12 protein-coding genes are annotated in these 12,912 nt (G+C 39.1%); 4 read left to right on the forward strand and 8 right to left on the reverse strand.

Annotated features, from left to right (window positions below; translation table 11 throughout):
• The first annotated feature begins 118 nt into the window (after nucleotides 1-118).
• A complete protein-coding gene (locus QM857_RS01375) occupies nucleotides 119-448 on the forward strand; it encodes a helicase BlpT (protein ID WP_414274809.1) in 330 nt (109 codons plus the stop codon).
• Nucleotides 449-692: 244 nt separating this feature from the next.
• Nucleotides 693-2,252, forward strand: coding sequence for an ATP-binding cassette domain-containing protein (locus tag QM857_RS01380; RefSeq protein WP_414274810.1), 1,560 nt, complete (start codon nucleotides 693-695; stop codon nucleotides 2,250-2,252).
• 42 nt (nucleotides 2,253-2,294) lie between these two features.
• Here QM857_RS01380 and htpX read toward each other — a convergent pair whose 3' ends face one another.
• Both htpX and QM857_RS01390 read right to left on the reverse strand, forming a co-directional pair.
• Complete coding sequence (gene htpX, locus QM857_RS01385; protein WP_414274811.1) at nucleotides 2,295-3,194, reverse strand: zinc metalloprotease HtpX; 900 nt, start codon at nucleotides 3,192-3,194, stop codon at nucleotides 2,295-2,297.
• A 1-nt stretch (nucleotide 3,195) separates the two neighbouring features.
• The gene (locus QM857_RS01390; RefSeq protein ID WP_247921670.1) at nucleotides 3,196-3,756 is read right to left on the reverse strand and encodes a LemA family protein; all 561 of its coding nucleotides are present in this window, start codon (nucleotides 3,754-3,756) and stop codon (nucleotides 3,196-3,198) included.
• A 94-nt stretch (nucleotides 3,757-3,850) separates the two neighbouring features.
• On the opposite strand from QM857_RS01390, the gene rsmG reads away from it, so the two are divergent.
• Both rsmG and QM857_RS01400 read left to right on the forward strand, forming a co-directional pair.
• The gene (gene rsmG, locus QM857_RS01395; RefSeq protein ID WP_414274812.1) at nucleotides 3,851-4,564 is read left to right on the forward strand and encodes a 16S rRNA (guanine(527)-N(7))-methyltransferase RsmG; all 714 of its coding nucleotides are present in this window, start codon (nucleotides 3,851-3,853) and stop codon (nucleotides 4,562-4,564) included.
• A 312-nt stretch (nucleotides 4,565-4,876) separates the two neighbouring features.
• Complete coding sequence (locus QM857_RS01400) at nucleotides 4,877-6,160, forward strand: uracil-xanthine permease family protein (RefSeq protein ID WP_247921672.1); 1,284 nt, start codon at nucleotides 4,877-4,879, stop codon at nucleotides 6,158-6,160.
• 44 nt (nucleotides 6,161-6,204) lie between these two features.
• On the opposite strand, the gene QM857_RS01405 is transcribed toward QM857_RS01400, so the two are convergent.
• The 6 genes from QM857_RS01405 to QM857_RS01430 all read right to left on the reverse strand — a co-directional run bounded on the left by QM857_RS01405 (nucleotide 6,205) and on the right by QM857_RS01430 (nucleotide 12,861).
• Nucleotides 6,205-6,963, reverse strand: coding sequence for a CPBP family intramembrane glutamic endopeptidase (locus QM857_RS01405; RefSeq protein ID WP_414274813.1), 759 nt, complete (start codon nucleotides 6,961-6,963; stop codon nucleotides 6,205-6,207).
• A 115-nt stretch (nucleotides 6,964-7,078) separates the two neighbouring features.
• Entirely contained in the window at nucleotides 7,079-7,990 is a 912-nt protein-coding gene (locus QM857_RS01410) for a DMT family transporter (RefSeq protein WP_247921674.1), read from the reverse strand.
• 9 nt (nucleotides 7,991-7,999) lie between these two features.
• The gene (locus tag QM857_RS01415) at nucleotides 8,000-8,932 is read right to left on the reverse strand and encodes a serine hydrolase domain-containing protein (RefSeq protein ID WP_414274814.1); all 933 of its coding nucleotides are present in this window, start codon (nucleotides 8,930-8,932) and stop codon (nucleotides 8,000-8,002) included.
• Nucleotides 8,929-9,654: a CppA N-terminal domain-containing protein gene (locus tag QM857_RS01420; RefSeq protein WP_414274815.1), complete on the reverse strand. Its 726-nt coding sequence runs from the start codon at nucleotides 9,652-9,654 to the stop codon at nucleotides 8,929-8,931. The genes QM857_RS01415 and QM857_RS01420 overlap by 4 nt, the downstream gene beginning before the upstream one ends.
• Nucleotides 9,655-9,802: 148 nt before the next feature.
• Nucleotides 9,803-10,621, reverse strand: a complete 819-nt coding sequence (locus QM857_RS01425; protein ID WP_414274816.1) for an endonuclease/exonuclease/phosphatase family protein — start codon at nucleotides 10,619-10,621, stop codon at nucleotides 9,803-9,805.
• Between the two features lie 53 nt (nucleotides 10,622-10,674).
• Complete coding sequence (locus tag QM857_RS01430) at nucleotides 10,675-12,861, reverse strand: PTS transporter subunit IIBC (protein ID WP_414274817.1); 2,187 nt, start codon at nucleotides 12,859-12,861, stop codon at nucleotides 10,675-10,677.
• Between the last annotated feature and the right edge of the window lie 51 nt (nucleotides 12,862-12,912).

Below are 12,912 nucleotides of genomic sequence, written 5' to 3' on the forward strand. Positions count from 1 at the left end.
GTAAAGCCTCTAAACTTTTAAAACATCTTTCTGTATTTTTTTGATATATTTATTATGATAAATTTATTTTTTGTGCTATACTATAGGCATCAATAGATGAGCAAAGGAGGACGCTCATATGGAAGACAAAGCTCTTTTAACAGAAGCCTATCAACTCGTTTCAGAATTAAACCAAACAATACAAAGTTGTAAACAGGGATTGCCAGATGACCTACTCTTACAACAAAATATAGACGAAATTCTCAGAGCACTTAAAAAAACTGACAAACTAGACAACGCCATCTTAATTGAACTGGAATCTTTTTACCAACGGACTAGTCTTTTGATTGGACTTGGTAGTCTAAAACTAAACGACCAGGCTCGCACTGCTTGGCGAAACTATGACAAGTTCCACTACGATCACGTTAAACATACGTTGACACTTTATGGACCTGTTTTTGGGTTTTAAAAATAGAGGATTTTCTGGATTAATCTTGACAAATTTTCTCAAAAAGAGTATGATGATTGCAACAATATTCGGAGGTAAGGGAGACATGAACAACTAAGTCTATCAAATAAAGAACCTTTATTTAGTAGATCTTGTTTCTGTCTCTTTTTTGTGTGCTCTTTTTTCTGCTTGATTTTCAGCCCTTTTAAAAGAGTTTTTTTGACATGGACGTTTGGCTCTACTAGGTAAAGTAGAGCTTTTTGTTATGCAATATGGACATTCTAGAAAGGGAAATAATATGATAAAAATCAATCATCTGACCATCACACAAAACAAAGATTTAAGAGACCTTGTTTCCGATTTAAACATTACCATCCAAGACGGAGAAAAGGTCGCTATTATAGGCGAAGAAGGAAATGGAAAATCAACCTTACTTCGAACTTTAATGGGAGAAAAATTAGCTGATTTCTCTATCAGGGGAGAAATCCAGTCTGACCTTCAGTCCCTGGCCTACATTCCCCAACATCTCCCTGAAGAACTGAAGAAAAAATCTCTACAGGACTACTTCTTTTTGGATTCTGCTGATTTAGACTACAGTATTCTTTATCGTTTGGCGGAGGAGTTGCACTTTGATAGCGACCGTTTTGCAAGCGACCAAGAAATTGGTAGTCTCTCGGGTGGTGAAGCTTTGAAAATTCAGCTCATCCATGAATTTGCCAAACCCTTTGAGATTCTATTTTTAGATGAACCTTCAAATGACCTGGATCTTGAGACAGTTGATTGGCTAAAAAAACAGATTCAAAAGATGAGGCAAACCGTTATTTTCATTTCTCATGATGAAGACTTTCTTTCTCAAACAGCAGACACCATTGTCCACTTGCGACTGGTCAAGCACCGTAAAGAAGCAGAAACGCTAGTAGAACATTTAGACTATAAACGCTATAGTGATCAGAGAAAGGCTAGTTTTGCCAGACAAAGCCAGCAAGCTGCCAATGACCAACGAGTCTATGACAAAACCATGGAAAAACATCGCCGAGTTAAGCAAAATGTAGAAACTGCACTTCGAGCTACCAAAGACAGTACTGCTGGTCGCCTATTAGCTAAAAAGATGAAAAATGTTCTTTCTCAAGAAAAACGCTACGAAAAAGCAGCTCAGTCCATGACCCAAAAGCCACTTGAAGAGGAACAAATCCAACTTTTCTTTTCAGATATAGAGCCATTAGCGGCTTCAAAAGTCATAGTTCGACTAGAAAACGAGACTTTATCCATTGGCCAACGAATTCTGTCTCAAGGGCTACAATTAACTATCCGAGGTCAAGAAAAAATCGGCATTATCGGTCCCAATGGCGTTGGCAAATCCACTCTTTTAGTAAAGTTACATCGACTACTAAGCGGCAAAAGAGAGATTTCGCTTGGATTTATGCCACAAGATTACCAAGAAACATTGCAATTGAATCTATCGCCAGTAGAATTTCTCAGCCAAACTGGACACAAGGAGGAAATACAGAAAATCCAATCTTACTTAGCCAGTCTTAATTTCAGCTATCCAGAGATGCACCACCAAATCCACTCTTTATCTGGAGGTCAACAAGGTAAACTCCTTCTTTTGAATTTAGTTATGCGAAAACCAAACTTTCTCCTTCTGGATGAACCCACACGAAATTTTTCTCCAACTTCTCAACCAGAAATAAGAAAACTCTTTGCCAATTATTCTGGTGGTCTTGTCACTGTTTCGCATGATCGACGTTTCTTAAAAGAAGTTTGTACGAGTATCTATAGTTTGACAGAGCATGGTTTAGAAGTAGTTGATTTACAAGACCTTTAACTTTTGGAAATAAAACATCCAGAGAAAACCTCTGGATGTTTTTTACATATGTTTCAAACGCTCAATCCGTTCTGAAATAGGTGGATGCGTATAAAATAGTTTTTTTAAAAAACCTGGTTTTTGAGGATCATTGATATAAAGCGCACTACTAGCATCATCCACATGATGAGTCATTGGTTGACTATTTTCTAATTTTTGTAAAGCATTGATCATCCCTTGCGGATTACGAGTTAATTCTACGCTTGAAGCATCTGCTAGAAATTCTCGTTGACGAGAAATGGCTAACTGTACCAAAGTTGCTGCAAGAGGTGCCAGAACTATGGCTAAGAGAGAAATGACTAACATAATCACTTCAAGCCCTCCACTGTCACGGTCACTATTTCTTCTACTACGTGATGCTCCACCCCACCACATCATACGACCAGCCATACTCGATAAAAGGGTAATGGCACTGGCAAGAGCAACAGCAATGGTAGAGATTCGAATATCCAAGTTACGTATGTGACTAACTTCATGCCCAATTACAGCTTCTAACTCCTCACGATTCATGATGTCTAGAAGTCCTGACGTAGCAGCAACAGCAGCATTTTGAGGATTCGAACCCGTAGCAAAAGCATTTAAGCCAGCATCATCAATGACATAAACACGTGGCATAGGAATTTGCGCCACCATAGCCATATCCTCAACAACATGATAGAGAACAGGTTCTTCATTCCTATCAACTTCACGCGCACCATTCATACTCATGACAATCTCTGTAGATTGAAAAATCATGGTCAAGGCATAGATGAAACCGATAATGATGGCTACGGTCACGCCCCAGATACCTGAGTTCATGAAAAGATATCCAACCGCATATCCGACTATGGCTAACAAAAGAAAGAAAACAATTAATAAAACCCAAGTTTTACGTTTATTACTAGCGATTTGTTTGTACAGCATCTTAGTCACCTAAACCACTAAAATCAACTCTAGGAACAGCCTTTTCTTCTTCTGGAGTCTGAAGGAAATCCGCTGCCTTGAAGCCAAAGATAGCCGCAACCAGATTACTTGGGAAAGTTTCTAATTTAACATTGTAGTTGCTAACGACACTGTTATAAAGTTGGCGAGAATATGATATTTTGTTTTCTGTGTTAGTCAGTTCTTCTTGTAAGTGAGCAAAGTTGCCACTAGCCTTCAAGTCAGGATAGTTCTCTGCAACCGCAAAGATACCAGATATCTGACGTGTCAGTGCATCACTGGCCTTCATGGCTTCTGCAGGTGTTGTTGCTGTAGCTACTTGTCTACGGAGTTCAGTCACCTTTTCAAGAGTAGAACTTTCGTATTTAGCGTAACCTTTAACTGTTTCAATTAAGTTTGGCAAGAGATCATTTCGACGCTTCAACTGAACATCAATCTGACTCCATGCTTCCTTAGTTTGCATACGATTTTTAACTAAACCATTATAAGTAACAATAACAAATAAAGTAATGAGAGTTAAAACTCCAAAAATAATCCAATTCATTTGATATTTCCTTTCATTTTTTAGATTAGTACAAGTATATCAAATTTCCATGTTTTTGTGGTACAATAAGATAATATACAAGAAGGATATAACTATGAAACCAGAAACTTTTTACTTACTACTTGCTGAACAGAATATTAATCTTACTGACCAGCAAAAAGCTCAATTTGAGCGCTATTTCGAACTCTTAGTCGAGTGGAACCAAAAAATCAACCTGACTGCCATTACTGAAAAGGAAGAGGTTTACCTTAAACACTTTTATGATTCCATCGCTCCTATCCTACAAGAGTTGATAGAAAACCAAGAAATTAAGTTACTTGATATTGGCGCTGGTGCAGGATTCCCAAGTCTCCCTATGAAGATTCTCTACCCTCAGCTAGATGTGACCATCATTGATTCACTCAATAAGCGCATTAACTTCCTTCAGCTTCTGGCTGAGGAGCTTGATTTAGAAGGGATTCATTTCTACCATGGACGCGCCGAAGACTTTGCCCAAGAAAAGAACTTCCGTGCCCAATTCGACATTGTGACAGCTCGTGCAGTTGCACGCATGCAAGTTCTCTCAGAGTTAACCATTCCCTACCTTAAAGTTGGTGGAAAACTTTTGGCACTTAAAGCCAGTAATGCCCCTGAGGAATTGACAGAAGCCAAAAATGCTCTCAACCTTCTCTTTAGCAAGGTTGAGGACAACCTTAGCTACACACTTCCTAATGGAGACCCTCGCTACATCACCATTGTAGAAAAGAAAAAGGAAACTCCAAACAAATATCCACGTAAGGCTGGTATGCCAAATAAACGCCCGCTTTAGGATATTTTAAATAGATACTCACAAGATTATACCTCGCGTCTTTATTTCCTTGCTCGGGAAAAAATGATTTACAAAATCATGCTTCACTCTCTTGTTTCAAGGCTCGGGAAAAAATGATTTACAAAATCATTTTTTTCTGCTATACTATCACAAGCAAAGGTTTTTAATGTCATCCCGTGAGGTGACGAAGACGCAGATATATATGAAAATTTTTAAATATTGGGATAACCATGTTTTAAAGATGTCTTACTCTGAGAGCCTATTGCTGTAAAATAATGGGCTCTTTTTTGATGCCCAAAAAGTGAGGTATTTATGAAACAAGAATCAACTGTTGATTTGTTACTCGACGTTGACCAACGTCCTTCTTTTGGTAAGGGAATTCTACTCAGCTTCCAGCACGTGTTTGCCATGTTTGGTGCTACCATCTTGGTGCCACTGATTTTGGGAATGCCTGTATCTGTTGCCCTGTTTGCATCAGGTGTCGGAACACTGATTTACATGGTATCTACTGGCTTTAAAGTTCCGGTCTATCTCGGTTCTTCTTTTGCCTTCATCACTGCAATGTCTCTTGCTATGAAGGAAATGGGTGGCGATGTTTCTGCTGCTCAAACAGGGGTTATCTTAACTGGTTTAATCTACGTTCTTGTTTCAACTAGCATCCGCTTTGCTGGTACAAAATGGATTGATAAACTTTTACCACCAATTGTTATCGGACCAATGATTATCGTTATCGGTCTTGGTCTTGCAGGTTCAGCTGTAACAAATGCTGGTCTTGTTGCTGATGGCAACTGGAAAAATGCTCTTGTAGCTGTGGTTACCTTCCTCATCGCTGCCTTTATCAATACAAAAGGAAAAGGATTCCTTCGTATCATTCCTTTCTTGTTTGCCATTATCGGTGGATATATCTTTGCAGTCTTTCTTGGTCTAGTAGACTTCACACCTGTTCTTCAAGCTAACTGGTTCGAAATTCCAGGCTTCTACCTACCATTTAGCACAGGTGGTGCCTTCAAAGAATACAACCTTTACTTCGGTCCAGAGACAATCGCAATCTTACCAATCGCGATCGTAACAATCTCAGAACATATTGGAGACCACACGGTCTTGAGCCAAATCTGTGGCCGTCAATTCTTGAAAGAACCAGGTCTTCATCGTACCCTTCTTGGTGACGGTATCGCAACATCTGTATCTGCCTTCCTTGGTGGTCCTGCTAATACTACTTACGGTGAAAATACAGGGGTGATCGGTATGACCCGTATCGCTTCTGTCTCAGTTATCCGTAACGCAGCCTTTATCGCAATTGCCCTAAGTTTCCTTGGAAAATTCACTGCTTTGATTTCTACAATCCCTAACGCCGTACTTGGTGGTATGTCAATCCTTCTTTATGGGGTTATCGCCAGCAACGGTTTGAAGGTTTTGATCAAGGAACGTGTAGACTTTGGTCAAATGCGTAATCTTATCATCGCAAGTGCAATGCTTGTGCTTGGACTTGGTGGAGCAATCCTTAAACTTGGTCCAGTTACACTTTCAGGTACTGCCCTATCAGCAATGACAGGTATCCTTTTGAACTTGATCTTGCCATACGAAAATAAAGACTAAAAGCATTCATAAAAAAATCCACTCAAATGAGTGGATTTTTTTGCTTAAGTTCCCCAAGTAATCAAGAGGTACAAGAGACTTGAACCAAACATATCTGCAAGAGCGTGCATGAGAAAGAATGGCAGTAAATTCTTGACTACATACTTGTACAAGAAATAATAGAATAGTCCATATACAAGCCCAATAACTAATGCCCAGAGTAATCCTTGGTAGGTATGGAAAGAAATTCGTATGATTACCGAGTATACTAGAACCAGCCACTGATGATTTTCTTTTACTGAGGTCAGTAATCCCAAGAAGAAAAATTCTTCGTAAAAACCATTTAGAAGCGCATAACCAATGGCCATTGGCGTTAAGGCCATGAATTTTCTAATGATTTCCATGGGATCTATAAAATGAATCAACTGAGGATTAAAGTAATTGTACTCACCACTAAGGGTTGTTACAATATCACAAAAAATACCAACAATAGCAAAGATAAGGGGAACCCAGATGAAAACAGACCAGGAAAAACGTATAGGAAGTTGTTTAAAATCATAATTTCGAATCAAGAGATAAAGGAAAGTAATCCCTAACATCATCAATTGAAAAGTAAAATTACTAGAATAAGCTGCCCCATCACTTGCTACATTTGTTGTAGTTTCCGCAACACTAGCAAGAGTTGAAGGTGATAGACTCTCCATAAATTGTTGAGTAGAACGGATGATAAACTCTCCAAACATTAAAACAGTGATGATTAAGATGTCGAACCATTTTAAGTATCTTAAAGGTTTAGCAGGATGAATACTTTGTATAAAATTCATATTTCCTCCGTTTAGCTTATTTTTGTAACTTTATTATAAACTTTTAATCTTAAAATTAATTAAATTGATACTAGAGCATAAAAAAAAACAACCTCTTTATAAGGTTGTTCTGTTCTTAAATGGACTTGTGTTTCTTTTCTAGCATTAAATCCTTTAAAGAAATAATAGTCACAGCCAATAAAATCATTGCCATGCCAAGAAAATCTACAGGATAAAAGATATCTCCCATAATCATGAAGGCAAAAAATACCGCAGATATTGGCTCAATAGAGGCCAAGAGACTAGATTTGACTGGTCCAACCATACTTGCCCCCTTAAGAAAGGCCGTGTAAGCAAATACAGTCCCGATGAGAATAATTCCAGCAAATGCTAAGAAAACATCAAAAGACATAGGTAGACTAGCACCGATAATCCCTGTAAATGGCACTGCTACAAACCCAGAGATGGTCATACCGACACCAATAACCAGAATGCTACCCCATTTTTGAATGAGTTTAATGGGTAAAATGATATAAAGAGCATAGGTTAAAGCAGAGAACAAGCCCAAAAAGAGACCTGCTGGTGTCATAGAGAGCTGATCCAACTGACCATGAGTCGCAATTAAAAAGGTTCCACCTATTGCTAAAATCATAGAAAGTATTTCGGCTATAGTAGGTGCTACCTTATCCTTTATACATGTGTAAGCCAAGATTCCAACAGGACAGACATACTGAAGCACCGTCGCTGTACCTGCATTTGTCTCGTGAATAGCCGTTAAATAAGCCAATTGATTCAGAAAGAGACCGAATAAAGAAAATAGTAAGAGAGAAAACAGACTTGATTTATCTTTTAGAAAAGCCAAAAATTGTTCCTTAGACTTTATATAGGACAAGAGAACTAAGAGCAAACCTGCAACAATTAAACGGATATTGGTTAGGACTAGAGCCGATATCCCATGAACCATTAGGTACTGACCACTGGTCCCAGACAAGCCCCAAGCAATACCAGCAATCACTGTAAAAAGAGTTCCTTTAAGAGCTTTTGACATACTTCCTCCCTAGTCTGCTTCACGAATTAGGTCCATGACCTGATTACGGTCTATGATCCACTTCGCACGCTCGTCTTTTTCGTAGGTTCTATTGGACAAGAAAATCGCAGCTTCCTGCTTCTTACGATTCCACATGATAAAGGTTCCAGTATAGCCTGTATGGTCTAGCCAATCACCTTCAAGATTCCAGGCCAAGGAGCGTTCCTTATCACTCAAATCTGAAAAATTCTGGCTCAAATCTTCAGCAAAATCATCCTGTAAATAATGCTCAAGGAAGATTTTTAAATCTTTTACGGTTGAAAACAAGCCTGCACTTCCAGCATGTTTACCTAGTAAACGTGCCTTAGGATCATGCATCACTCCTGCCTTCTGTCCCCGAACAGTTGGAACAGCACTGCTAACTGGTCCAAACTGAGTTTCTTTCATCTTCCATGGATCGAAAACTTGCTCTTGTAAAATCTGGTCTAAGTTTTTCTCAAAGTAATTCTCTAGGAGAAAACCGAGCAAGAGAAAGTGCACATCTGAGTAGAGAAAGGCTCTCTTCTCTCGGCGATTCAAATGAAACATAGCTTCTCTCAATTCTTCTGCATTCAACTGGTCTCTATTGATAATAAACGGGTCCAAGTCCGTAGAATGTGTGAGGAGTTGACAAATGGTGATATCTGGATAATCCGCCTCTGGAAGATAGGTCTTTATGGATTGATCGAGCTCAATCTTGCCTTGCTTCCACAAGAAGGTTAAGACAGTTCCAACTCCGACGACTTTGCTCACACTTGCCAAATCATAGACTAAACCTTGACAAGTCTGCTCTCCAATTTCTGGATTTGCTTCTCCGAGGTAGCAATCAGACCATTCACCATCCCGATAATATGCAAAAGAGGCACCAGGATAAATCCCTGCCTCAATTTGTTGCTTTATTTTTTGAATGATTTCTTGTTTCATACTTCTTCAAACCACAATTCGATATTGTTGGTATCCTTGGTTAGGAAAAACTTCTCTGACTTAGGAATAAAGTAACCTGCAGTTTCAAAACGTTGACGGAGACTAGCCAATTCAAGTTCTTTTACTTGGAATTTCAACATAGACAAATCCCAAGTAACATTATTTTCAACGAGCAAATCACTACCTTGAGCTTGTTTAAAAGCTAGGCTAGTTTCGATTTCCTCTTTTTCAAGCAGGCTCGTCGTTTCATCAGGCAAGTTAATCTCTACTGAAATATCAAATGCTGTCAAATACTGCATCTTCTCATCTTTTGAGAAAGTAACAGTTTCATCAAACTTTCTCAAATCTTTGATGTCATCTTCCGCATGGATTAGGACAAGGTCCCCTTCCGGAGAAAGAGCTTCAAAAGCAAATCCCTTATTTCCTTTATAGAGTTGAGGAAGTTTTTCCATTCTAGCTAGTAAGGCTTCAATCTCGGATGGATTCGCTACTTTTACAATCAATCTAGCTAATTTTTTGATCCCTTCAACCTTACGGCTTCTCATACTTGGTGATTCTTCTAAAACCAATTTTTCAATGCCTGACTGGTCTCCTAGCGATAAGAAAGCCGACTCTTCAAGCAAGGGTTTCATACCCAAGGTTTGGATATAAAACAATTCATTTAATCTTCTATTATTTATCTTTAGCGTCGGGATCATACGCACAATTTGATTTACATTCATAAATTCCTCCAACACTTTTTATTTTAAAGGATTTTATTTCATTTTACAAGTTATTCAACTAAAAACTTTAACTATATTAACCCCTTGAGTAGTTAACCCCCTTCGCATATCCGAAGGGGGTCTTGTTTTATTTTAGTAAAATTATTTGTTAGTTCTTCCAAGAAAGTTCTGCTTGAAGACCATAGTGATCACTGACCTGTGGACTTTGTTTTCCATCAAAGACAACATGTAATGTTTCTACCTGTATATCCTTTGTCGTAAAGACATAATCAATTCGAAGTGGTTCTGTATTTCCCTTCCAACCATCAATTTCAGGCGGAACAGTGTAACTACCACTTCTTTCTTTTGCAACTTCAAATGCATCTTGTAAGTTTAGTGGACTAGCTAAAATAGCTTGGTAACCCTCTTGGCCTGCAGGATTATTAAAATCACCTGCTAGCAAGAGTGGCTTCTTCAATTCTTTCAGAACTGCTTCAAAGCGCGCCCATTCCTCTTGGAAGCCTTTATCCCACCAAGAGAGATGGACACTCGCAACTGCAAGTTCTTTACCTTCTACTACTGTTTCTACTAGTGCAACTCGACGAGTGTGATAATCAGTTGGATCATCTACATCTGAAACCAAAATCTCACGCGCCTCAATCGGTGTTTTAGATAGAATTGAAACACCCTCATGATAACGGTCATAGCCGATATGATTATAAGCCCATGTCCAATAATAGTCCAGTCCTTTTTCAGCCAACTTCTCAACCAAAAGACGAACATAGTGGTCTTGATGAATCGGCTCAGCAGATGGTAATGGCTGATAAAGTGCACCAGCTTCTACTTGCGCTGAAGTAATTTCTTGATTGATTTCTTGAAAACAAATCAAATCATAACTGTTTTCAAGTATATCTTGCAACAAGAGCTGAAATTTTTCTTCAGGATTTTTTTCCATCCAACTATGAGTATTGAGTGTTAAAAACTTCATGCTTTTCTCCTATAAACAAGAGGTTGGAAAACAGCTTCCAACCCCTTAGTGTATTACAATTCTACTTTTGCAACTGCTGTTTTAGCTGCAAGAGAACCTGTTTGTTCTAATTTAACTGATTTGATCGCGTCACCATTTGTGAAGACAACTACAGTTGTAGTTTCACGACCAGCTTCACGGATAGCACCCAAGTCAGCTTTGACCAAGAGATCACCAGCAGAGACTGTTTGACCTTCTGAAACCATAACTTCAAATGGTTTTCCTTCAAGACTTACAGTATCAAGACCAATGTGAACAAGAACTTCAAGACCTGCTTCAGTTACAAGACCAAGAGCATGTTTAGTTGGGAAGACGCTTGATACAGTACCAGAAACTGGAGATACAATGTTACCGTTCGATGGTTCTACTGCAAATCCATCACCCATCATTTTTTGTGAAAAGACTGGGTCTTTAACTTGTTCCAATTCAATGACTTGACCGTCAGCAACTGAGTAAACTTCTTCAGTCACACCTTTGTAGACAACAGCGTCTTTTTGAGAAGCTGCCATTTGACTTGGAAGAGTTTCAGGAATCACTTCACCTGAGTCAAGAATATCTTGGATATCTGATTTCAAAACGTCAGCTTTAGGTCCGTAGATAGCTTGGACACCTTGTCCTTTCATGACAAGACCCATAGCTCCTTCAGACTTCCATTGTTCTTCTGTTCCGACTTTTTCAGCGTCTTTTACAGTAACACGAAGACGAGTCATACATGCGTCCACATCAACGATATTAGCACGTCCACCAAGAAGATTAATGATATTTACAGCTTGAGAAGCTTCTGCAACTTTAGTTTCACCAGCAGCTGAAGATTCAGATGTACCATCTGCATTTTCGTAGTTACCGTTACGTCCTGGAGTTGCATAGTTGAATTTCTTAATCATGAAGTTAGCGATGAAGTACATGATAAATCCAAAGAGTACTGTAACCCAGATAAAGTTAATGATATCCATACCAAGACCAGCGTTGATAGCTAGCGGAGTACGAGTCAAGAATTCGATTGAACCGAATGAGTGAACACGAAGGTTCACAATATCAGCCATTGCAAAGGCAGCACCTTGAACAAGAGCGTAAACAAGGTAAAGAGGTGTTGCGATGAACATGAACATGTACTCAATTGGTTCAGTTACCCCTGTCAAGAATGTTGCAAGAGCAGTTGCGATCATCATACCTTTGTATTGGTGTTTCTTATCTGGATCAACGTTACGGTAAATCGCAACAATGATACCCATCAAGATACCGAATGAACCGATCATTTGTCCAACTTTGAAACGAGCTGGATGTACTGTATCTAACAAGTGTTGGTATTGAGCCGCGTCAGTACCTTTAAGGTTGACAAGGTCTGTTACCCATGCAAGCCAAAGTGGATCTTGACCAAATACTTGAGTTCCTTTTGCTGCACCAGTTAAGACATCATAAGTACCACCAAGAGCTGTGTAGTTCATTGGGATAGTCAACATATGGTGAAGTCCAAATGGCAAGAGCAAACGTTCCAAAGTACCATACAAGAACGGTGCTAGAACTGGAGCTGTTTCTTGAGAGTTAGCAATCCAGATACCGAAGTTGTTGATACCTGTTTGAACAACTGGCCAGAAAGCTGAAAGAAGAATTGCAGCGATTGCTGAGCGAAGAATAACTACAAATGGTACAAAACGTTTCCCGTTAAAGAATGAAAGGGCATCAGGAAGTTTACGGAAATTATAGTATTTGTTAAATGCAGTCGCTCCAACAAAACCTGAGATAATCCCTACAAATACCCCCATGTTAAGGGCTGGTGCCTCAAGTACACTAATGAAGTAATCAGCAACCTTGATAGATCCACCAAAGATTGTTGAAACCATAGCGTTAGGATCTTTCAACATATCCCCTGATACACCGAAGATTGTACCAGTGATACGGTTAATAAGGATAAATGCAAGACCTGCCGCAAAAGCACCACCAGCACGTTCTTTAGCCCAGCTTCCTCCAATAGCGAGGGCAAACAAAATATGAAGGTTACCGATAACTCCCCAACCAATTTGCTCTAGTACGCCACCAGTAATAACTAGGGGAGCAAGGTTTGGGTCAATCATTGCAAGTGACTTACCGATTGAGATCATCAATCCAGCCGCTGGCATAACAGCGATAACCACCATTAGAGCCTTACCGAATTTCTGCCAAAATTCGAAAGACAAGACATTTTTGAATGTATCTTTCATCATTCAAATCTCCTTTTATATTTATTAGGCAAACGTTTTACGAAAACGTTTGCA

Origin of the sequence: Streptococcus infantis, assembly GCF_047463315.1 — a bacterium.
In the GTDB taxonomy this organism is placed as follows: Bacteria; Bacillota; Bacilli; order Lactobacillales; family Streptococcaceae; genus Streptococcus; species Streptococcus infantis_AB.

What these genes read in the sequence shown, in the direction of transcription:
- QM857_RS01420 (WP_414274815.1), bottom strand. Translation starts at nt 9,654, where the DNA reads ATGAATGTAAATCAAATTGTGCGTATGATCCCGACGCTAAAGATAAAT.
- QM857_RS01430 (WP_414274817.1), bottom strand. Translation starts at nt 12,861, where the DNA reads ATGATGAAAGATACATTCAAAAATGTCTTGTCTTTCGAATTTTGGCAG.
- QM857_RS01415 (WP_414274814.1), bottom strand. Translation starts at nt 8,932, where the DNA reads ATGAAACAAGAAATCATTCAAAAAATAAAGCAACAAATTGAGGCAGGG.
- QM857_RS01405 (WP_414274813.1), bottom strand. Translation starts at nt 6,963, where the DNA reads ATGAATTTTATACAAAGTATTCATCCTGCTAAACCTTTAAGATACTTA.
- QM857_RS01375 (WP_414274809.1), top strand. Translation starts at nt 119, where the DNA reads ATGGAAGACAAAGCTCTTTTAACAGAAGCCTATCAACTCGTTTCAGAA.
- rsmG (WP_414274812.1), top strand. Translation starts at nt 3,851, where the DNA reads ATGAAACCAGAAACTTTTTACTTACTACTTGCTGAACAGAATATTAAT.
- QM857_RS01380 (WP_414274810.1), top strand. Translation starts at nt 693, where the DNA reads ATGCAATATGGACATTCTAGAAAGGGAAATAATATGATAAAAATCAAT.
- QM857_RS01400 (WP_247921672.1), top strand. Translation starts at nt 4,877, where the DNA reads ATGAAACAAGAATCAACTGTTGATTTGTTACTCGACGTTGACCAACGT.
- QM857_RS01425 (WP_414274816.1), bottom strand. Translation starts at nt 10,621, where the DNA reads ATGAAGTTTTTAACACTCAATACTCATAGTTGGATGGAAAAAAATCCT.
- QM857_RS01390 (WP_247921670.1), bottom strand. Translation starts at nt 3,756, where the DNA reads ATGAATTGGATTATTTTTGGAGTTTTAACTCTCATTACTTTATTTGTT.
- QM857_RS01410 (WP_247921674.1), bottom strand. Translation starts at nt 7,990, where the DNA reads ATGTCAAAAGCTCTTAAAGGAACTCTTTTTACAGTGATTGCTGGTATT.
- htpX (WP_414274811.1), bottom strand. Translation starts at nt 3,194, where the DNA reads ATGCTGTACAAACAAATCGCTAGTAATAAACGTAAAACTTGGGTTTTA.